We start from the raw sequence: 18,839 nt of genomic DNA, 5'->3' as shown, positions 1-18,839 counted from the left end.
CCTATTCTATCCGTATGCGCGGATCGACCGCACTAAGTATGATGTCCGAAAGAAGGGTGCCAAGCAGAGTGGCAAATCCCGTCATCATGACGATGGCCGTGACAACACTGAAGTCCCGCAGACTGACTGAACTAAGGAAAAGCTGCCCAAGTCCCGGATAACTGAAAATGGTCTCGATTATGACCGCGCCGCCGACCAATCCAGTAATTTCATAACCTAAGAATGCTGCTATCGGTAAAAAAGAATTTCTCAGGATATGCCGTGAATACACTTTTGATTCGGGCACTCCCTTCGAACGCGCTGTCCTTACGAAATCCTTGATTTTATTATCGATGATTTCATTTCGCAAATATTGGATCGTACTTGTTGTTGCAATTAAAGCTGTACTTAAAGCTGGTAAAATCAAATGATTGATCTTGCTTACAACATAGGCGAATGTTCCTTCATCCACTTTTGAATCGACACTGCCTCCAGAAGGGAACCAATCAAGGGCAAATCCGAAAACGAATAACATGATTAAAGCAAAAATGAAAATTGGCGTGCCAAACCCTAAATAGCTATAACCCGTAACGGTTTTATCCACCCAGGTATCGTTATACCTTCCACTAAGTATGCCTAATGGTATCGCAAGCATATATGTAAAGATCAGCGTGACCAACGCGAGGAACACCGTATTCCAAAGCCTGTCTTCGATCACATCCATAACGGGCGTCTTATGTGTATAGGAAACACCGAAATCCCCCTGTACTGCATTGGATGCCCACCTTAGATATTGTTGGTACCAAGGGTCATTCAAACCCAGCTCTTCCCTGATCCTATCAAGCTCGGCTGGATTGGCCCTAGGGTTTATTTCCTGGCCGGACAGGGCATCTCCCGGCATTGCTTTTGCCATCATGAAAACGATGATGCTCAATAAAAAGAGCTGCGGGATCATTACTAATAATCGTCTTAGGATAAATTTCCACATATACCTTCCACCTCCTTATTGTAATGCGACTCTATGTGTCGATGAGATTGGCTTCAAATCGTAAGCACGTCCGTTCTCATCGAAATATTTTGAATAGGTAGACTCATATTCCGAGGTGAGTTTTTTTCTAAGCTGCACTTTATCTTCGCGGACTTCCGGCTCTAAATCAGGAATGGCGGCAATCAGGCGCTTCGTGTATATATGTTGGGGATTTTCATAGATTTCCTCGCTTTTGCCTTCCTCTACCAATCTACCTCGATACATAACACCCATCCGGTCACACATATGCCGGATTACACCTAAATCATGCCCGACAAATAAATAAGTCAAATTGAACTCCTGTTGGAGATCCTGAAGAAAATTCAATACTTGTGCCTGAACGGAAACATCCAGTGCTGACACCGGTTCATCCGCAATGATCAGTTTAGGTTTCAATGTCAATGATCGGGCAATCCCGATTCGCTGGCGCTGCCCCCCAGAAAATTCATGAGGATACTTGTGAATCGATTCCGGACTCAGTCCGACTTTGTCCAAGAAGTCCTGTACGATTTTCTTTTCCTCTGAAGGGGATAACCGTTCGAAGTTCCTCAGCGGTTCGGCAATGATGTCAAGTACCCTCTTCTTGGGATTCAATGATGAATACGGGTCCTGGAAAATCATTTGGATATCTTTTCTGAACGGTTTAATTTCTCTTCTACTTAAAGATGCTAAATCCCTGCCTTCAAACAGGATTTGTCCGGATGTCACTTCATTCAGTTTGACCACTGCCTTGCCTGTCGTGGACTTGCCGCTTCCGGATTCCCCGACCAAACCATATGTTTCCCCTTGCTGCAACTCAAAGGAGACACCGTCAACCGCCTTTACGTGATCGACCACCCTTCGAAAAAAACCGCCCCTTATTGGAAAATGCACTTTTAGATTATCTAATTTTAGTAATGTCATGAGCCGATGCATCTCCTTCAGCTTGAAAATAGAATGCTTTATAGCAGGTACAGCGGACAAAATGACCTTTGCCCACTTCGTGAAGCCGGGGTGTCTCTTCATGCGCATGTTTTGGTATCCATGGAATCCTATCTTGGAAGCGGCATCCGATCCGATCCATTTTGGCTATAGATGGAACGATTCCCTCGATAACATGCAAACGGTTTTTCTCGTTTGCGGCCGAAGGAATCGAATTCAATAATGACCTTGTATATGGATGCAGCGGATTGCTGAATATCTCTTTAACACTTCCCGTTTCCACTACCTGACCTGCATACATGACAACGATCCTGTCAGCGACCTCTGCTACAACGCTCAGATCATGTGTAATTAAGATGATCCCCATTTTTGTCCTGCTTTGGATATCCTTCAGCAGATCAAGTATTTGCGCTTGGATCGTAACATCCAAAGCCGTCGTGGGTTCATCGGCGATGACCAGTGCAGGGTTGCAAGCAATGGCAATCGAGATCATTGCCCTTTGCCGCATTCCGCCCGAGAGCTCATGCGGATATTGCTTGTACGTCCGTTCAGGGTATGGAATTCCCACTTGTGTCAAAAGTTCGATCGTCCTGTTCTTTTTTTCAGCACTGGAGAGTTCAGTATGGTAATCAAGATTCTCCTCGATCTGTTTTCCGATGGTCATGAGAGGGTTCAAAGCCGTTAAAGGTTCCTGGAATATCATACCCAATTCTTTACCACGGACTTTATTCATTTGTACATCATTCAACTTAAGGAGATTTTGGCCTTTATAATGGATGTTTCCTTCGGATTTCGTTCTCTGCTTATTATGTAATTGCATGATGGATAAGGCCAATGCACTCTTACCACACCCTGATTCTCCAACAACTGCTACAATTTCATTTTCATTCACCGTAAACGAAACATCATCCACCGCTGCATGATATTTGTTACCGATTCGGAATGAGGTAGTTAGGTTTTCTATTTGTAAAATAGCTTTCTTCATCCTTGCTCCCCCTAAACTATTTTATCGGGAAAATAATTAATCTTCTGATAATTATTTAAAATTTTAATCATTTTTTTACAATTATACAATAGTTTTTATAGAAAATAATCACATTTTTTTCATAATTTATAACTTTAGGAATAATTTTCTGCAACATAAAAACGTTTCCTTTATAACTGTTATACAGTAAAGTTTTGAAGTCCTATTAAATATATAGAATCAATAATTTCGGATTTATTATTTCGAGATAGCTTTTTTTGAAGTTTATGTCTATTTATTGACCTTAGCGCTTTACTTACCGCGGAAAGGTTTCGTTTAAAGTATTTTAATATTTCAGAAAAATTAGTATATTTGTAAGAATATCATAGAAAAGGTAATTACTTCATATATATTTCAATACTTTTAAAAAAACACCAAATTTTCATTGTATGCAATGAAACCTTTTTAAAACAGATTCGTAGAAAACGGTAGAAAATAAATGATGGGGTGATTGAATGTATTCACAAACTGTACAAACATATATGCCGTCCGTCATGCGGACGTTCGCTTTATCTCTTGCCGTTTCCGTTTTAGGTATGGCTCTCGGCACTCTTGTTCCGCCATCCTTGTTTCTTCCCTTGGCGATACTTGAGATTGCCATGTTGATTGGAGCATTCATATTGCGAAGGAAAAAAGCCATCGGTTACACATTTTTGTATATTTTCACGTTGATTTCCGGAATTACGACCTATCCGATCATTGCCCACTACCTAGCCGCAGCAGGGGCAAATGTGGTGATCCTGGCAGGTGTTACGACGACAGTCGTATTTGGAGGACTGGCGGTTTATGCCACAACCACCAAAAGGGACCTTTCATTCTTGGGGGGGATGTTATTTGCGGCCTTGCTAGCTTTAGTCGTCATTAGCATTTTCAACATTTTCTTTCCATTAAGTTCTACAGCCATGCTGGTCTTTTCATTTATAGGGATTTTAGTTTTCAGCGGTTATATTTTATATGATTTCAATCGAATGAAGCATTACGGGGTAACAGCCGAAGAAGTACCGCTCATGGCGTTGAATCTATATCTTGATTTCATTAACCTTTTCATTAACATCTTGCGTTTCTTTGGTATTTTAGCTAGCGATGACTAAAAGACCTAACAAGGGAACATAAACAAGACGCTTGGAATTATCCAAGCGTCTTTTCACTTAATGTCTCGATCATCAATAAGAACGGCTGAAGGGATGCCTATCTTATTTATATAATCCTGGATTTGATTGATCGGTCCATGGAAGTTTCACACCGAAAGTACTTGCAATGAACTGTGTATCTTCCCTTCTTTTTTTCCTTATTTGGGCCCGTTGTTTTGCTGATTCATTTAAATTCATTTCCATCTCCGTTTCCGGAACCAAACGGGGAACAGGAATTGGTTTACCTTCTTCATTAATGGCAACAAATGTCAGGAAGGAAATGACGCATAAATTTCGGGCTCCTGTAACTAAATCCTCTGCAATCACCTTTACGATGATTTCCATTGATGTTCTGCCCGTATAAGTCACGAAGCTTTCAAGGCAAACTGCATTTCCTTCGTGAATAGGGTGCAGGAAATCGACGGAATCAGTTGATGCCGTAACGACGTTGCTTCGCGCATGACGCATGGCTGATATAGCCGCTACATCATCAATGTATGCCATTAATTTGCCTCCGAACATCGTACCAATATTATTTGTATCCGGCGGGAGGACCAGGCTTGTTTTTATGACCAAAGAGTCCCGGCAATTTTTTGTTTCTTCCATGGTGACTGCACTCCTTTATGTCTGATTTCTCACTAGTTCACTTTATCGAATTCTTACCTGTAAAGCAATTCACATGCTTATTTTCCTGCTTTTAGTCAAAATTATGCGGCTTATGATGAAGCCAACCACTTTCACTGCCCTTTTGGCTGCTTGCCTTGCTGCAGCTCACGCAGGCTTAAGCCAAATGTCATTTGTAAATGCGGATAATCCTTGAACCCTGCCCAATCCCCTCCCCAATCGAAACCTAACCCTTTAGCGATTGTTACGACTTCCATCCAGTCTGACTTTCCATTATCGTTACCGTCATAACTCATATCCCAAATGGCCTCGCCTTGTTTGTTAATGAGGGCAAAATCTATCGCCAAACCGAAATTATGCAGCGACTCGCCACCTCTTGCATTCGTTACGATGTTGCCCGGGTCTGATCGGCCCTTTTCATAGAGTTCATTTTGCTCGGCTAAAGACCGGAATCCGGCCGTAATGATTACCGGGATGCCTTTGTCCTTAGTCAGTTGAATGAGCTCGTCTTTTTTTTCGGCTACGATCGGATTCAGCTCGTCAGTCAGTTCGATTTCGTCTAGATCAGGCGGAAGCATATACTTGAACAAGAGCCACAGCAGCAATCCGAAAAAGCCCAATACCAAACATGTCCTTATCCAAGTGGCTTTCACTTAAAAAATCCTTCCTTTACGAAAATATCTATCTGAAAATGAAAAACTCAACCAGAGACGGATGAGTTTTTCTTCTATTATAACTTTGCTTTTAATTCTTTAATTTGCAATAAATGCCGCTTTTCATGCAGTCCCACGAACGGAATCCATTGCTTCAGGCTTAAATCTTTGAACAAAGGATGCGGAAAAGACTTTTGTTCGAGATCAATTTCCTTTGCATGGTCAACGACATGTACAAAAGCTTTTCGGGATTCGGACAACTTCTCCTTAACTTCACTCAAAGTTTGGTATGATTCCGATGGAGTGACAAATGGCGGGGCCTGGACCTTCATTTTACGATTTAACGTAAGTTCTATCGGTTTATCCACAGCAGGAATGCTTTCATCGCTTTTCAATTTATCGGAAATGCTCTTTGTTATGGCCCTCTCCATTAAATATAAATGATCCAAAACCTGGATAATGCTCCATCTTCCTGTTTCAGGTTGGGCGTTCAGCTGTTCATCCGATAGTCCGTTGACCGCATTTAAAAGTTCTCCCCTGATTTTTTCATTTTCATTCATTTTAGCATCTCCTCTTATCAGCCTCGCTAATCTCCTTTAATTATTCCATGTCCTATAGGAAAGTGTAAAATAATAATTCTTTTTTGACAAAACGAACCGATTAAAAGTTGTCTATTTTTCGAAAAGCCCTATGATAGTCATAAAGGCAAAAATCATCTAGGACAGTAAAATAGGAGTGATCGTTATGAGTGGAGGACATATTCCATTCAGCCACAAAGGGCGCAGTGCAATACATGCAATACCCTCAAAAGGAAGCATATGGTTGATGCTTAAACAAATGTTCAATCGGGTCCCGTCGAAATGGAAGTTTTGCTCTTTGGTTTTATGTATCATGCTTTTCATTTCATTGCTTGAGTTCTCCATCCCCCAATTGACACAGTTTACGATTGATAAAATCATTCCCGAAAAAAGATATGACTCGTTGATCTGGATTGGTGCAGGAATTCTTTGTGCTGCAATCTTATTGGCTATACTGAACTACTTTAACAGCTATATCGTTTCCAAAGTCGGTCAAAAGGCCATCATGGATATACGCAATAGCATGTATGAACATATTCAAACACTGGATATGAAATTCTTTGATAAAAACCGGACTGGTGACTTAATGTCGCGGTTGACCAATGATGTCAATTTACTGCAGCAGCTCATCTCTTCGAGCATGCTTCAGGTTTTGACTGACACGGTGACCTTCATTGCCGTAGCGGTATATATGCTTTTCATTAACTGGAAGCTTACCATTGTCCTTCTTATTACATTCCCTTTCATGTTCTATATCACAAGGGTATTCGGGAAACGCATCAGGATGTCATTTAGGTCTGTACAAAGTTCCGCAGGAGATGTCAGCAACCAGTTACAGGATTCGATTTCAGGAATGCGGCTCATTCAATCTTTTACAAATGAAGAATTCGAATCAAGGCGGTTTGCGGAGCGTAATCAGGAAAATATGACTGCAAACCTTAAGTCCGTTCGGCTGCGTTCCATGTTCGGGCCGATTATTGATTTATTGAACAATATCGGTCTTGTAGCAGTCATCGTGTTCGGAGCTTGGCAAGTGATGGAAGGTGAATTCACAATAGGATTAATCGTGGCCTTTCTTGCCTATTTGAGGTTGCTGCAGAGTCCCGTTCGCAATTTTAGCCGGGTAATCAGCATTGTCCAGCAATCAGCCGCCGCCTTTGAGCGGATAACTGAAATATTGGAAACCCAACCTGAAATAAGTGACAAGGGAAATGCCATTGAACTCCATGCCATAAAAAAGAAAATTGAGTTTAAAAGTGTTGACTTTGCTTATGATGAGACTGTTCCTGTTCTCGGCAATCTAAACCTGACCATGAAAGCTGGTCAAGTAACCGCTTTGGTCGGCTCCTCCGGCGCAGGAAAATCGACCATCACGAGCCTACTGATCCGATTTTATGATCCGCAAAATGGAACGATTAAAATGGATGGACATAATATCAAAGATGTGTCACTGAAGTCATTACGGGGACAAATGGGAATTGTTTCTCAGGATATCATTCTATTCAATGGTTCCATCCGTGATAACATCGTGTATGGCAAACTTAATGCTACAGATTATGAAATCATCGAATCCGCCAAAGCGGCAAATGCGCATGACTTTATCTGTGCCTTTCCTGATGGTTATGATTCTCAGATTGGAGAGCGCGGAGTCAAGCTTTCAGGCGGACAAAAACAGCGCATTGCCATTGCCAGGGCACTTTTGAAAAATCCGCAAATCATCATTCTCGATGAAGCAACGGCTGCCTTGGATACAGAATCTGAACATTTGATCCAGCAAGCCTTGTCACGTTTAATGAAAAAACGGACTTCAATAGTCATTGCACATCGTTTATCGACCATTCATGACGCCGATCAAATCATTGTTCTGGAAAAAGGGCAGGTTCTTGAAAAAGGAACACATGACCAGTTAATGCAAAACGACGGCCGACACAAGCAGCTCCATGACTTACAGTTCCCTCAACTAAGCGATATCAAATACCTAGCAACTTAGCAGGCAAACATGCACAGAAAGCCTTTCTGTGCATGTTTGGTTTCATTTGAAATCATAACTTTCCAAAACCCGATTCGCAATGAGCTGATACCCTTTTTCATTCGGATGTAACTTATCACTGAAATACTTTGTTTTCTTTTCATCTTCAAAAAGATCATTTGTAGGAATGAATAACATCCTTTCACCTTTATCGGCTAATCCCTTTATTGACTCGTTATAATCGCGAATGTGCTTTTCAAGTTTTTGATTGTCTTTAATTGGGTTATATAGTCCTATTACCAGAATATCCGCTTTATCGTTTGCCTCTATCAGTGTTGATGTAATCTTTTTCAGATGGTTGATATATTCCCGTTTACCCTCATTGATTTTTCGGTCACTTATTTTCTCCAAGTTCCCGCCATTACTATTGATCAAGTCATTCGTTCCAATAAAAACAATGAAAGTATCGGCTTCATCAAGTTTCGTTTTAATTCGGTAATCATCTAGCTGTTTCATCACCCCATCCGTTTCCTGGCCTTTAATACCGTAATTCCAAAAACTCACTTTTTGCTCCGATTGGGGATTATTCAATTCATCTTCAAGGCCATCTATATATCCTTCCCCGTCCTTATCCCCTTTTCCATAGGTTAATGAATCTCCAAAAGCCATGACCCTTTGCACATCTTCCGACTCCGAGGCCTGAAATTCATATGCAGCAAAACATATAACCAGTACGATAATCAATATACCTGCCAATTTTTTCATTTGGTTCTCCTCTTGTCTATTTACTAGAAGTATTTAATCTTTTTCATACCCAAAAAATCTGCAGTACTAACATAAAAAAGAATTGTCAGATAAAGAATAAAGAGTGTATGATAATATAAAACTTTCAATGGATTGGGTTTCATTCAACGTCCCTAAAACCAAAAACGGGATTACCCTTCATTCTGGAGATTGAATAAATGATAGTTAGGAGTTTAAATCATGGAAGAACACATAGAGTTTAGAGAGGCAGAACTATCTGATCTACCCAGAATTGTTGAAATATATAATTCGACAATTGCTTCAAGGATGGTCACGGCAGATACGGAACCTGTATCCGTCCAATCGAGGGTTAAATGGTTTGAGGAACATCATTCAGAAAGTAGACCGCTATATATCATTACTATAGAAGGGAAAACCGCTGGATGGATGAGCTTTCAATCCTTTTATGGCCGACCGGCATATAATTCCACTGCCGAAATCAGCATTTACATTGATGATTATTTCCGGGGAAAAGGAATTGGACAAATTTCGATTCGAAAGGCAATTGAATTGAGTCCAAAATTAGGTGTTAAGACTTTATTGGGTTTCATTTTCGCCCATAATACACCAAGCCTTAAGCTTTTTTCTAAATTCGGGTTTGAAGAATGGGCACATTTACCTCAAGTTGCCGAGATGGATGGCATTGAGCGGGATTTGATCATTCTAGGTAAACGTGTCGATATTTAAATATAATTCTTTAGAGCTATTGCCTTGAGCAGTAGCTTTTTTAGATTAATACAGGTCGAATTGCTAATTTAAAAATACCTATATGCTTCTTGAAGGGAAAAATATTCAGAATCTCTTTTACTTGCTAACGCATTCAATAGCGTATCCAATTCTTGGCTGGCTTGTACAGTCAGCAGACTTGTTAAGCCGTAAATCGCTCCCAACTTTATCATTTCCTGTCTCTTCTCTTCTACTTTTTCTATAGTTACCTTACGGCAATGCATCATAGCCACCTCCCATTTATTCAATATTTTTACACTTTTATCATAATGAAATCACTAGTTAAAATCAACTATTTTCCAGAAATTAAATGTGTTATTTTATAGGTCAAATGTGACAAAACACCTATTTTGTTATTTAATTATGTATAATTTGTGTCGTTTTCTAATAAACGCAAAAAAAGCATCCACTAGTGTAGACTGCGAATGCTTACATCATATCCCTTATCCAAAAACCCAAATATTGTATTCCGATTACTATGTCATCCATTCAGAAGGTGACTCGTTATTAGGTCTATTTATAACAATCTTATATTCATCTTCAAGTACTTTTAATGGGGCATCATAAAGGTGCCTTTCATCAGAGGTTTTGTATACTCCATTGGCCAATAGCTCTTCAATGAGTTTTGCCTTCCTCTGTTCAATCCTCTTAAATAATTCTGCCATGTAAATGGCTCCTTTCCGTCCTAGTGCCTGATTCTAGTTAGCTAAACTTTATCAACTTGTTTGATTTCACCAAATTATATATACCTTTTCTAGTATGTCACTAAACGTTATTTCCCAAAAATAAAAGCCCCTTCTAATTTAAGAAGAGGCTGACAGTGTCCGTTCGGCTCTTCTTATCTTCCAAGCATATGCTTGTTGGATTTAGCACAGTTCCCTAAACGGGTCCGCTGCCGAGGTTTCTTAGGGCCAAGTCCCTCCACCTCTCTGGATAAGAATTCAATATATAATGATGTAGAAATGATTCTATCCTAATAATCTTCAAAAGTCAATTACCTGGTTCTCCCTTTTTTCCTGGACATAAAGTGATTCCTCTTTCAAATACGGGTTGCATTTTCTTGTCTTTCTGATATGATGTCAGTAATTACATACAATTCACACCACTAGGGGAGTCTTTTTTAAGACTGAGATGGAATTAGTTCCGGACCCTTTGAACCTGAACCGGCTCATACCGGCGGAGGGAAGTGGATGATATCGTCCATTTTACAGACTATATCCATCTACCCCGTTCCGTATTCAGGAACGGGGTTTTTTATTTAACAAAGGCAAAGGGAGCCATTCTATAGGAGGATGAACAATGGAGAATACAAAATTAGAAACATTCAGTGATAGACTGCATGCACGGGCAAAAGAGATTTGGAAAAGGAACCATTCACATCCCTTTGTCCAGGCAATTGGAAACGGCACACTTCCTGAAAAGAAATTTGCCTATTACCTGAAGCAGGACTATGTCTATCTCATGGATTATTCCAAGCTCTTTGCTTTAGGTGTCATCAAAGCCCATAACATCGAAACCATGGCAAAATTTGCGTGTATTTTAAATGAAACCCTTCAAGTGGAAATGGATATTCATCGGCATTATGCTTCCGAATTCGGGATCAGCTCCAAGGAATTGGAAAATACAGAACCTACTCCAACCACTCTAGCCTATACAGGTTACATGCTAAATGCAGCTCAGCATGGAACTTTGGCAGACTTGATCGCCTGTCTCCTTCCCTGCGCTTGGGATTATTATGAAATCGGTTTGCTATTAAAAGAACAAAATGGAGCAGCACTGGAAAACAATCGCTACGCAGATTGGATAAGGTCCTATTCATCTCCTGAATTCGGGGAAGCACACAAGTGGCTGATCGCTTTGTTGGAAGAATTGACGGAAGGCATGCCTGAAAAGGAACTTCTTAGATTAGAAAAGCACTTTTTGGTTACTTCCCGATATGAATATTTATTCTGGGACATGGTTCAAAATGAGCAGGATTGGCCTCTGTAGGTGGTTGACATGAGGATGAACCCTATCAAGAAACTGACATTGACTGCCATGATCACGGCTTTAACGACGCTTACCAGTTCATTTATTTTCATCCCTGCAGGATTTGCAAAAATCTTTCCTATTCAACATCTGGCAAATGTCCTGACGGCGGTTCTATTGGGGCCTGCATATGCGGTGACACAAGCTTTTTTAGTTTCCATCATTAGAAACATGTCTGGTACCGGTTCAATTTTCGCCTTTCCCGGCAGCATGATTGGTGCACTTTTGGCCGCCATCCTTTACCGAAAAACACAAAGCTTAAAATTCGCCTGTTTAGGGGAAGTGATCGGGACCGGCTTTCTCGGTTCCCTGGCCTGTTATCCGCTTGCCACCCTCCTATTGGGAGAAAAAGCTGCTCTTTTTGGTTTTTTACCGGCTTTTATGTTCAGTTCATTCGCAGGGGCGATTTTAGCTTTCATATTACTTAAAATACTGCTAAAAAATAATTATATGAAGGGGTTTTTTTATGAAAACAGCATTAACGATCGCAGGCTCTGATTCAGGGGGCGGTGCTGGAATACAAGCGGATTTAAAAACGTTTTCTGCACATGGTGTATTTGGAATGTCTGCCATCACAGCCGTAACTGCCCAAAACACAATGGAAGTCCGTTCTGTACAGCCCATTGAAACAGCTATCATATCGGATCAAATTGCAGCTATCTTTGAAGATATTCCTGTCGATGCAGTAAAAATAGGCATGCTTGGATCAAAAGAAATCGTGGAAACGGTCGCTGCGTCCCTTAAAACCTTCATGCCTGCCATCGTTATCCTTGACCCTGTCATGATTTCCAAAAGCGGCCATCATTTGCTCGACGAAAAGGCCATCTCTGCCTTAAAAATGGAATTGCTTCCGCTTGCAAATCTTGTAACACCCAATGTACCAGAAGCGGAAGTACTTACTGGCTTCCCGATTCGGACGAAACAAGATTTCTACAGGGCATGCATTTCGATACAAGAAATGGGTTCCAAAGCCGTTTTACTTAAAGGCGGCCATGCAGCAGGAAATCCAAATGATCTTTTTTATGATGGGACTGACTTCCACTGGATCAAGGGAGAGCGCATTCATACAAAAAACACTCATGGTACGGGCTGTACCCTATCATCCGCCATTACATCTAACCTGGCAAATGGACTGCCATTGCAAGTGTCGATCGAACATGCCAAGACCTATATTTCCGAAGCGATACGCAATAGCTTTTCAATCGGTAAAGGTCATGGACCTGTCCATCATTTTCATTCATATTCAAAAAAAGAACGGAGTGACTTGTTATGAAGGTTTCTTCAGCCGATTTATTTATGAAGGTAAGAGAAAGGAAACCACTCGTTCACCAAATCACCAACTTTGTTACGGTCAATGACTGTGCAAATGCCACCCTTGCCATCGGAGGTTCACCAGTAATGACATCGAGCCCAAGAGAAGTGGCGGATATGGTCAAATTAGCAGATGCATTGGTCCTGAATTTCGGAACGATCGATGATAAAGCCTTGGAAGCAATGGAGATTGCCGGTAAAACGGCAAATGCCCTGGACATCCCGGTCATTTTGGACCCGGTGGGAGTTGGTGCCACCTCCTATCGTTCAGAGCAAGTCAAAGAGCTCCTAAGTAAGGTTACTTTCCAAATCATTCGCGGAAATGCGAGTGAAATCCTGTCATTGATGGGTGGGGATACCGTTACACGCGGGGTGGATTCGGGGGAACTTGCGATTAGCAATGCAGAGCTGGCTGCACGAGCGGCAAATGAACTGAATTGCATCATCGTGGTCAGCGGAGCTAAGGATGCGGTCAGCGATGGAAAGCATACGTCCATCATCGATAACGGGAACCTCCTTTTAACTAATGTTACAGGTACCGGTTGCATGTCCACTGCTCTTATCGGAACTTTTTCCGGAGTCACCGATGATTTCTATTCTGCCGCAATTGCCGGTATCTCAACAATGAGCATATCAGGGGAACTGGCAGCCTCAACCCTTCAAAAGGATGAAGGAGCAGGTACTTTCCGTGTGCGATTAATCGATGCCATATCAAGAATGGATAAGGAAATCTGGATGCATGAGGTGAAAATAAGTGAAGAAGTCCCAAATTGATTTAAGCCTGTATTTAGTTACGGAAGAGTCCATAGCAATAGAAGAATTGACCAAAATCATTGCACAATCGGTTTCAGGAGGAGTCTCGATCGTACAACTTAGAGAGAAAAACAATTCCTCCCTCTCCTTTTATGAAAAAGCATCTGCATTAAAACAGTTATTGAATGAGCTTTCCATTCCCCTTATCATCAATGACCGGGTGGATATAGCACTTGCGGTTGGAGCGGACGGAATTCATATTGGGCAAGATGACCTTCCACTGCCTGTCGTCAAAAAAATGGTTCCTGTAGATATGATTGTCGGTGTATCTGTCTCCACTCTTGAAGAAGCTCTCGAAGCCGAACGAAATGGAGCGGATTATATCGGAGTCGGTTCCGTTTTCCCCACCAAGACCAAACAAGATGCAACCTTAATGGCACTTGAGGATCTGGGGGAAATTTGCCGCGGCGTATCCATTCCCGCAGTAGCCATCGGGGGTATCACTGCCGATAACATTTCCGCTCTTTCTGATAGCGGACTATCAGGTACCGCAGTCGTATCGGCCATCATGAATGCAGATAATCCGAAGACTGCCTCCGAATCCCTTTTAAAAATAATAAAAGACTTTAAATAACAAAAGGATGGGGACTGCATGCAGTCCACATCCTTTGTTTATGTCAAAACGGTATTCTTTGTTTCCTTCCCAAAAGCCACGGCAACTGCCCCGACTAAAATAGCAATTGTAAAAATGGTGAAAATCGAAGAAATCGGGGTGTCTGCGGCAACTAAATACCCTACAAGCAAAGGTCCCAGAACACCGCCAATCCTCCCGATCCCTGCAGCTAACCCAGCCCCTGTACCGCGAACTGATGTTGGATACTGTTCAGGTGTATACGCATAAAGTGCCCCCCATGCCCCTAGGTTGAAGAAAGAGAGGAACATTCCGGAAGCTATCAGCAGTGCCAGCCCCTCTGCCGATCCAAAGAAAAAGGCACTGACGGCCGTTCCAATTAAGTATGTGATCAAAACGAATTTACGTCCCATCTTCTCTATCAGCCATGCAGCTGAAAAATAACCCGGAAGCTGTGCAAGCGTCATGATCAAAACATATTCAAAGCTTTGAATCATGCTGAAGCCTTTAAGGACCATCACACTTGGCAGCCATAAAAACATCCCATAATAGGAAAAGACCACGCAAAACCATAGAATCCACAATACAAGGGTCTGACGGGAGTAATCCTTTTTCCAGACACTTTTCATATTGCTTAATACAGATGGTCTTTGCTTTTTTTCAAGTTCCGTATACTTTGGTGAATCCGGCAGTTTCAAGCGTAGATACAGCGCATATAAAGCTGGAGCTGCGCTCAATAATAATGCAACCCGCCAACCATAAGCCGGTATGATGAAATAGGATATGAGTGCTGCCAAAATCCAGCCAACCGCCCAAAAGCTTTCAAGAAGGACGACAACCCTTCCCCTTTTACTCGCTTCAACACTTTCAGAGACCAATGTCGAGGCAACCGGAAGTTCTCCCCCAAGTCCCATTCCAATCAAAAAACGCAATATCAAGAACAGGCTGAGTGTACTGACTGCTGCAGACAGGCCACTTGCGATCGAAAACAATAATAAAGTAATGATAAAGACATTCTTTCGTCCGACCCTGTCGGCCATCGCACCAAAGAATACGGCGCCAACAGCCATTCCTATGGAGTTTATGCTCCCAATCCAGCCAACCTGCTCACTGGTTAAGTTCCAATCCTGCTTTAATGCAACAATGATGAAAGAAAGCATACCGACATCAAGTGCATCGAACATCCATCCAAGACCCGCAACACCAAGTAACTTACGCTGCGATATCATTTTCGCATTATTTCCCATATATTCCTCCTGAAGAACTTTAGACCTTCTTGTTATTTTATCCTTTTTCATTTTAACTATTAACTTTCATTTTTGCTATAGTAATTACACATGTCTTGACAAAATAATACTACATTTTTTTAATAGATGAAGAAATCTTGGATATTCTGTCGAATGTTATAGATTGAATATTCCCTTTTTTTCATTTATCATAAAAATTGGCAATCATAGCGTTAACAATAAGTCATCATGTTTTGCCCAAGATAAACATTTTATTCAGGAGGGTAATTAATGACAAATCTAACGTTAGAAGTAAGTGGAAAGCTGCAAAAATTTTTAACAGGACCAAAAAAGCTCTATATTAATGGTCAGTTTGTAGAAAGTGCTTCAAAAAAAACCTTCTCCACTCCTAATCCTGCTACAGGACAAAAACTTGCCGATGTTTATGAAGCTGATAAAGAAGATATCGACTTAGCCGTCAAAGCTGCACGCAAAGCATTCGATGAAGGTCCTTGGTCAAGAATGAGCGCAGCTGCACGCAGTAGACTGATGTATAAACTAGCCGATTTAATGGAAGAAAATAAAACTGAACTTGCTCAATTGGAAACGTTGGATAATGGGAAACCAATCAGTGAAACTACAAATGCCGACATTCCTTTAGCAATTGAACATATGAGATATTTTGCTGGCTGGTCCACCAAGATTGTTGGACAGACCATCCCGGTAAGCGGAAATTACTTTAACTACACGAAACACGAGGCTGTTGGTGTTGTCGGCCAAATCATCCCATGGAACTTTCCGCTTCTTATGGCGATGTGGAAACTGGGAGCGGCACTTGCTACAGGTTGTACGGTCATATTAAAGCCCGCTGAGCAAACACCGCTTTCCGCTCTTTACCTGGCTGAATTATTGGCTGAAGCCGGTTTTCCTGATGGGGTCGTCAATATCGTTCCCGGTTTTGGTGAAACGGCTGGACAAGCGCTTGTCGACCACCCGCAAGTAAATAAAATCGCATTTACCGGCTCGACCGAAGTTGGAAAATTGATCATGCGTTCCGCTTCATATTCATTGAAACGGGTCACATTGGAACTTGGAGGGAAATCGCCAAACATCATCCTGCCTGATGCGGATTTCTCAAAAGCCATCCCTGGAGCTTTGAATGGGGTCATGTTTAACCAAGGCCAGGTATGCTGTGCCGGTTCAAGGGTTTATATCCAAAAGAAACATTATGATAATGTTGTTGCCGATATGGCTAGCCATGCAAAAAACATCAAACAAGGGATAGGCCTGGATCCAAGTACCCAAATTGGGCCGCTTGTTTCCGAGGAGCAGCAAAATCGGGTAATGGGCTATATTGAAAAAGGGAAAAACGAGGGTGCGGAAGTTCTTGTCGGCGGAAATAAACCGGGTGAACAGGGCTACTTTGTTTCTCCTACTATATTCGCTGGTGTTGAAGAGGATATGACGATTGCTAAAGAAGAGATTTTCGGACCGGTCATAGCGGCAATGCCATTCGAGGATTTAGATGATGTCATTAACCGTGCAAATGCCAGTGAATATGGTTTGGCTGCCGGCTTATGGACAAGCGATATAGCCAATGCCCATTATGTTGCAGGAAAACTCCGTGCCGGTACCGTATGGGTGAACTGTTATAACGCGTTCGACGCAGCTTCTCCGTTCGGCGGCTACAAACAATCCGGAATCGGACGTGAAATGGGATCTTATGCACTGGACAACTATTCGGAAGTGAAAAGTGTCTGGATTAATTTGGGTAAATGATTTACTGACTATTAAGAAAGAGGGTCTCAAAGAGGCCCTCTTTCTTTCAGTCCATTGATTCACTGCACCAAATCATCAAATTATTCAACTATTCAAACCTTTTCAATAGTCTTTCCTTCTTTAGTTTTGGTAAAATGCAAGATAGACAAAATAGCTGCTGGAGCAGCTCCCTGCCGGTTATAATGAACTCCTTCGTATACGAGTAGTTTTCACAAACGATGTAAATAGTTTCTTTTTTATATGACAAAAAGTACAATTAAAAATGTAGAAAATGGAAAAGAGGAGTTTTAAATGATGAGTGATTTTCAAACGAATTTAGAAAAATATGCAGAACTTGCCGTAAAAGTCGGCGTAAACATCCAACAAGATCAAACCTTGGTCGTAAACACAACATTAGAGGGTGCTGACCTTGTGCGTCTCATTGTAAAAAAGGCATATGAGAACGGTGCGCGCAATGTCATCGTTAATTGGAATGACGATATCGTTTCACGTACCAAATATGAATTGGCTCCAGATGAAGTGTTCCACGAATATCCAAAGTGGCGCGCAGAAGAAACGATTGAACTCGCAGAAAACGGAGCTGCTTATCTTTCCGTCATCTCCTCCAGCCCTGACTTATTAAAAGGTGTAAAACCTGAAAGGATTGCCAACTACCAAAAAGCATCCGGGACAGCACTGAAGAAGTGGCGTCAGTATATGCAATCCGATAAAGTGAGCTGGTCCATAGTTGCCGTCCCTTCAAAGGCTTGGGCCGATAAAGTATTCCCTGAAGAAGCAGAAGGAAAACGTGTTGACCTCCTATGGGAAGCCATTTTCAAAGCAGTTCGTGTTGATGTGAAAGATCCTGTGGAAGCCTGGAAAAAACACGATGATACCCTGCATGAAAAGGTTGATTATTTAAATGATAAGCATTACCAAAAATTGCATTATACGGCTCCCGGAACCGACCTGACAATCGAATTACCCGACAAACATCTATGGGTAGGGGCAGGAAGCGTTAACGTACAGGGGCATGAATTCATGGCTAATATGCCAACCGAAGAAGTGTTTACAGTTCCATTGAAAACAGGCGTTAACGGTACGGTTTCCAGTACGAAACCACTTAGTTACGGCGGAAACATCATCAATAATTTTTCCGTGACGTTTAAAGAAGGACGGATCATTGAAGTAAAAGCAGAAGAAGGAGAAGAAATCCTAAAGCAATTGGTTGAAACGGATGAAGGTTCACACTACCTTGGTGAAGTCGCGCTTGTTCCATTCAACTCACCGATTTCCCAATCGAATGTTTTATTCTTCAACACATTATTTGATGAAAATGCATCAAACCATCTCGCTATCGGCAGCTCCTATGCTTTCTGTATTGAAGGCGGAAAAAACATGGGTCCAGAAGAACTTGCAGAAAATGGACTGAATGAAAGCCTTACACATGTCGATTTCATGATTGGATCTGAGAAAATGAACATCGACGGCATCAAACAGGACGGCACTTCAGAACCTGTCTTCCGTAATGGGGACTGGGCGTTTTAATTAACCGGCTTTAAGCCCCTTCCATCACTTGAAAACCTTCAGCCACGTGATTTCTGCAGTACCCGGGAACATGTGGCTGTTTTTTCATGCCCAAAAAGGTGGACAAGCCCATAGTAATATCGACTCCTTGCTTTCGAGTAAGTTCATTC

At 41.6% G+C, this 18,839-nt stretch carries 20 protein-coding genes and 2 riboswitches; of the genes, 10 read left to right on the top strand and 10 right to left on the bottom strand.

Features of this window, described 5'->3' with window-relative positions; genetic code table 11:
- Window position 1 precedes the first annotated feature (1 nt).
- From opp4B to ACJ9PY_RS06915, 3 genes are read right to left on the bottom strand one after another with little or no spacing between them, the layout of a single operon-like run.
- A complete protein-coding gene (gene opp4B, locus ACJ9PY_RS06925) occupies window positions 2-967 on the bottom strand; it encodes an oligopeptide ABC transporter permease (protein ID WP_095679419.1) in 966 nt (321 codons plus the stop codon).
- Window positions 968-982: 15 nt separating this feature from the next.
- Window positions 983-1,909, bottom strand: coding sequence for an ABC transporter ATP-binding protein (locus ACJ9PY_RS06920; protein ID WP_053534228.1), 927 nt, complete (start codon window positions 1,907-1,909; stop codon window positions 983-985).
- The gene (locus ACJ9PY_RS06915) at window positions 1,887-2,912 is read right to left on the bottom strand and encodes an ABC transporter ATP-binding protein (protein ID WP_411739693.1); all 1,026 of its coding nucleotides are present in this window, start codon (window positions 2,910-2,912) and stop codon (window positions 1,887-1,889) included. The genes ACJ9PY_RS06920 and ACJ9PY_RS06915 overlap by 23 nt, the downstream gene beginning before the upstream one ends.
- Before the next feature lie 494 nt (window positions 2,913-3,406).
- On the opposite strand from ACJ9PY_RS06915, the gene ACJ9PY_RS06910 reads away from it, so the two are divergent.
- The gene (locus ACJ9PY_RS06910; RefSeq protein ID WP_034314277.1) at window positions 3,407-4,042 is read left to right on the top strand and encodes a Bax inhibitor-1 family protein; all 636 of its coding nucleotides are present in this window, start codon (window positions 3,407-3,409) and stop codon (window positions 4,040-4,042) included.
- Between the two features lie 102 nt (window positions 4,043-4,144).
- Here ACJ9PY_RS06910 and ACJ9PY_RS06905 read toward each other — a convergent pair whose 3' ends face one another.
- The 3 genes from ACJ9PY_RS06905 to ACJ9PY_RS06895 form a co-directional block, all read right to left on the bottom strand.
- The gene (locus ACJ9PY_RS06905) at window positions 4,145-4,687 is read right to left on the bottom strand and encodes an acyl-CoA thioesterase (RefSeq protein ID WP_034314279.1); all 543 of its coding nucleotides are present in this window, start codon (window positions 4,685-4,687) and stop codon (window positions 4,145-4,147) included.
- A 131-nt stretch (window positions 4,688-4,818) separates the two neighbouring features.
- The gene (locus ACJ9PY_RS06900; protein WP_411740247.1) at window positions 4,819-5,283 is read right to left on the bottom strand and encodes a M15 family metallopeptidase; all 465 of its coding nucleotides are present in this window, start codon (window positions 5,281-5,283) and stop codon (window positions 4,819-4,821) included.
- Window positions 5,284-5,435: 152 nt separating this feature from the next.
- The gene (locus tag ACJ9PY_RS06895) at window positions 5,436-5,918 is read right to left on the bottom strand and encodes a DinB family protein (protein ID WP_187050677.1); all 483 of its coding nucleotides are present in this window, start codon (window positions 5,916-5,918) and stop codon (window positions 5,436-5,438) included.
- A 184-nt stretch (window positions 5,919-6,102) separates the two neighbouring features.
- Here ACJ9PY_RS06895 and ACJ9PY_RS06890 point away from each other — a divergent pair, with 184 nt between their 5' ends.
- Entirely contained in the window at window positions 6,103-7,926 is a 1,824-nt protein-coding gene (locus ACJ9PY_RS06890; RefSeq protein ID WP_411739692.1) for an ABC transporter ATP-binding protein, read from the top strand.
- A gap of 42 nt (window positions 7,927-7,968) precedes the next feature.
- Here ACJ9PY_RS06890 and ACJ9PY_RS06885 read toward each other — a convergent pair whose 3' ends face one another.
- Window positions 7,969-8,670, bottom strand: a complete 702-nt coding sequence (locus ACJ9PY_RS06885) for a GDSL-type esterase/lipase family protein (protein ID WP_063577000.1) — start codon at window positions 8,668-8,670, stop codon at window positions 7,969-7,971.
- Window positions 8,671-8,889: 219 nt separating this feature from the next.
- Between ACJ9PY_RS06885 and ACJ9PY_RS06880 the strand changes: the two genes are divergently transcribed.
- Window positions 8,890-9,396: a GNAT family N-acetyltransferase gene (locus ACJ9PY_RS06880; RefSeq protein WP_034314287.1), complete on the top strand. Its 507-nt coding sequence runs from the start codon at window positions 8,890-8,892 to the stop codon at window positions 9,394-9,396.
- Window positions 9,397-9,464: 68 nt separating this feature from the next.
- On the opposite strand, the gene ACJ9PY_RS06875 is transcribed toward ACJ9PY_RS06880, so the two are convergent.
- Together ACJ9PY_RS06875 and ACJ9PY_RS06870 are read right to left on the bottom strand one after the other, a co-directional pair.
- Window positions 9,465-9,662 carry an aspartyl-phosphate phosphatase Spo0E family protein gene (locus tag ACJ9PY_RS06875; RefSeq protein WP_098864399.1) on the bottom strand — a complete coding sequence of 66 codons (198 nt, stop codon included), beginning with the start codon at window positions 9,660-9,662 and terminating at the stop codon, window positions 9,465-9,467.
- 249 nt (window positions 9,663-9,911) lie between these two features.
- The gene (locus tag ACJ9PY_RS06870; RefSeq protein WP_034314291.1) at window positions 9,912-10,100 is read right to left on the bottom strand and encodes a Fur-regulated basic protein FbpA; all 189 of its coding nucleotides are present in this window, start codon (window positions 10,098-10,100) and stop codon (window positions 9,912-9,914) included.
- Window positions 10,101-10,270: 170 nt separating this feature from the next.
- Window positions 10,271-10,375: riboswitch (SAM riboswitch) on the bottom strand.
- A 157-nt stretch (window positions 10,376-10,532) separates the two neighbouring features.
- Window positions 10,533-10,637, top strand: a riboswitch (TPP riboswitch).
- 97 nt (window positions 10,638-10,734) lie between these two features.
- Here ACJ9PY_RS06870 and tenA point away from each other — a divergent pair.
- The 5 genes from tenA to thiE are packed head-to-tail and all read left to right on the top strand — an operon-like array spanning window position 10,735 to window position 14,161.
- The gene (tenA, locus tag ACJ9PY_RS06865; protein WP_411739691.1) at window positions 10,735-11,424 is read left to right on the top strand and encodes a thiaminase II; all 690 of its coding nucleotides are present in this window, start codon (window positions 10,735-10,737) and stop codon (window positions 11,422-11,424) included.
- 15 nt (window positions 11,425-11,439) lie between these two features.
- On the top strand, window positions 11,440-11,961 hold the full coding sequence (gene thiW / locus ACJ9PY_RS06860; RefSeq protein WP_095679446.1) for an energy coupling factor transporter S component ThiW: 522 nt from the start codon (window positions 11,440-11,442) through the stop codon (window positions 11,959-11,961).
- Window positions 11,930-12,736 (top strand): bifunctional hydroxymethylpyrimidine kinase/phosphomethylpyrimidine kinase, encoded by an 807-nt coding sequence (thiD, locus tag ACJ9PY_RS06855; protein ID WP_095679415.1) that lies wholly within the window; start codon window positions 11,930-11,932, stop codon window positions 12,734-12,736. The genes thiW and thiD overlap by 32 nt, the downstream gene beginning before the upstream one ends.
- Window positions 12,733-13,548, top strand: a complete 816-nt coding sequence (gene thiM, locus ACJ9PY_RS06850; RefSeq protein ID WP_264640591.1) for a hydroxyethylthiazole kinase — start codon at window positions 12,733-12,735, stop codon at window positions 13,546-13,548. Before thiD ends, thiM begins: the two co-directional genes overlap by 4 nt.
- Window positions 13,529-14,161: a thiamine phosphate synthase gene (thiE, locus tag ACJ9PY_RS06845; RefSeq protein WP_268590546.1), complete on the top strand. Its 633-nt coding sequence runs from the start codon at window positions 13,529-13,531 to the stop codon at window positions 14,159-14,161. Before thiM ends, thiE begins: the two co-directional genes overlap by 20 nt.
- Window positions 14,162-14,199: 38 nt before the next feature.
- Here thiE and ACJ9PY_RS06840 read toward each other — a convergent pair whose 3' ends face one another.
- Window positions 14,200-15,405: an MFS transporter gene (locus ACJ9PY_RS06840; RefSeq protein WP_411739690.1), complete on the bottom strand. Its 1,206-nt coding sequence runs from the start codon at window positions 15,403-15,405 to the stop codon at window positions 14,200-14,202.
- Between the two features lie 270 nt (window positions 15,406-15,675).
- Here ACJ9PY_RS06840 and ACJ9PY_RS06835 point away from each other — a divergent pair, with 270 nt between their 5' ends.
- Together ACJ9PY_RS06835 and ACJ9PY_RS06830 are read left to right on the top strand one after the other, a co-directional pair.
- Window positions 15,676-17,163, top strand: coding sequence for an aldehyde dehydrogenase family protein (locus ACJ9PY_RS06835; protein WP_034314306.1), 1,488 nt, complete (start codon window positions 15,676-15,678; stop codon window positions 17,161-17,163).
- Between the two features lie 294 nt (window positions 17,164-17,457).
- Complete coding sequence (locus ACJ9PY_RS06830; RefSeq protein WP_098864395.1) at window positions 17,458-18,690, top strand: aminopeptidase; 1,233 nt, start codon at window positions 17,458-17,460, stop codon at window positions 18,688-18,690.
- The last annotated feature ends 149 nt before the right edge of the window (window positions 18,691-18,839 follow it).

It is taken from the genome of Peribacillus sp. S4, assembly GCF_046715815.1.
Lineage (GTDB): Bacteria > Bacillota > Bacilli > Bacillales > DSM-1321 > Peribacillus > Peribacillus frigoritolerans.
This window is presented reverse-complemented; position numbering and strand designations above follow the sequence as displayed.

Excerpts from the sequence above, each read along its gene's own strand:
- opp4B (WP_095679419.1), bottom strand. The coding sequence starts at position 967 with ATGTGGAAATTTATCCTAAGACGATTATTAGTAATGATCCCGCAGCTC.
- ACJ9PY_RS06920 (WP_053534228.1), bottom strand. The coding sequence starts at position 1,909 with ATGACATTACTAAAATTAGATAATCTAAAAGTGCATTTTCCAATAAGG.
- ACJ9PY_RS06915 (WP_411739693.1), bottom strand. The coding sequence starts at position 2,912 with ATGAAGAAAGCTATTTTACAAATAGAAAACCTAACTACCTCATTCCGA.
- ACJ9PY_RS06910 (WP_034314277.1), top strand. The coding sequence starts at position 3,407 with ATGTATTCACAAACTGTACAAACATATATGCCGTCCGTCATGCGGACG.
- ACJ9PY_RS06905 (WP_034314279.1), bottom strand. The coding sequence starts at position 4,687 with ATGGAAGAAACAAAAAATTGCCGGGACTCTTTGGTCATAAAAACAAGC.
- ACJ9PY_RS06900 (WP_411740247.1), bottom strand. The coding sequence starts at position 5,283 with ATGCTTCCGCCTGATCTAGACGAAATCGAACTGACTGACGAGCTGAAT.
- ACJ9PY_RS06895 (WP_187050677.1), bottom strand. The coding sequence starts at position 5,918 with ATGAATGAAAATGAAAAAATCAGGGGAGAACTTTTAAATGCGGTCAAC.
- ACJ9PY_RS06890 (WP_411739692.1), top strand. The coding sequence starts at position 6,103 with ATGAGTGGAGGACATATTCCATTCAGCCACAAAGGGCGCAGTGCAATA.
- ACJ9PY_RS06885 (WP_063577000.1), bottom strand. The coding sequence starts at position 8,670 with ATGAAAAAATTGGCAGGTATATTGATTATCGTACTGGTTATATGTTTT.
- ACJ9PY_RS06880 (WP_034314287.1), top strand. The coding sequence starts at position 8,890 with ATGGAAGAACACATAGAGTTTAGAGAGGCAGAACTATCTGATCTACCC.
- ACJ9PY_RS06875 (WP_098864399.1), bottom strand. The coding sequence starts at position 9,662 with ATGATGCATTGCCGTAAGGTAACTATAGAAAAAGTAGAAGAGAAGAGA.
- ACJ9PY_RS06870 (WP_034314291.1), bottom strand. The coding sequence starts at position 10,100 with ATGGCAGAATTATTTAAGAGGATTGAACAGAGGAAGGCAAAACTCATT.
- tenA (WP_411739691.1), top strand. The coding sequence starts at position 10,735 with ATGGAGAATACAAAATTAGAAACATTCAGTGATAGACTGCATGCACGG.
- thiW (WP_095679446.1), top strand. The coding sequence starts at position 11,440 with ATGAACCCTATCAAGAAACTGACATTGACTGCCATGATCACGGCTTTA.
- thiD (WP_095679415.1), top strand. The coding sequence starts at position 11,930 with ATGAAAACAGCATTAACGATCGCAGGCTCTGATTCAGGGGGCGGTGCT.
- thiM (WP_264640591.1), top strand. The coding sequence starts at position 12,733 with ATGAAGGTTTCTTCAGCCGATTTATTTATGAAGGTAAGAGAAAGGAAA.
- ACJ9PY_RS06840 (WP_411739690.1), bottom strand. The coding sequence starts at position 15,405 with ATGGGAAATAATGCGAAAATGATATCGCAGCGTAAGTTACTTGGTGTT.
- ACJ9PY_RS06835 (WP_034314306.1), top strand. The coding sequence starts at position 15,676 with ATGACAAATCTAACGTTAGAAGTAAGTGGAAAGCTGCAAAAATTTTTA.
- ACJ9PY_RS06830 (WP_098864395.1), top strand. The coding sequence starts at position 17,458 with ATGAGTGATTTTCAAACGAATTTAGAAAAATATGCAGAACTTGCCGTA.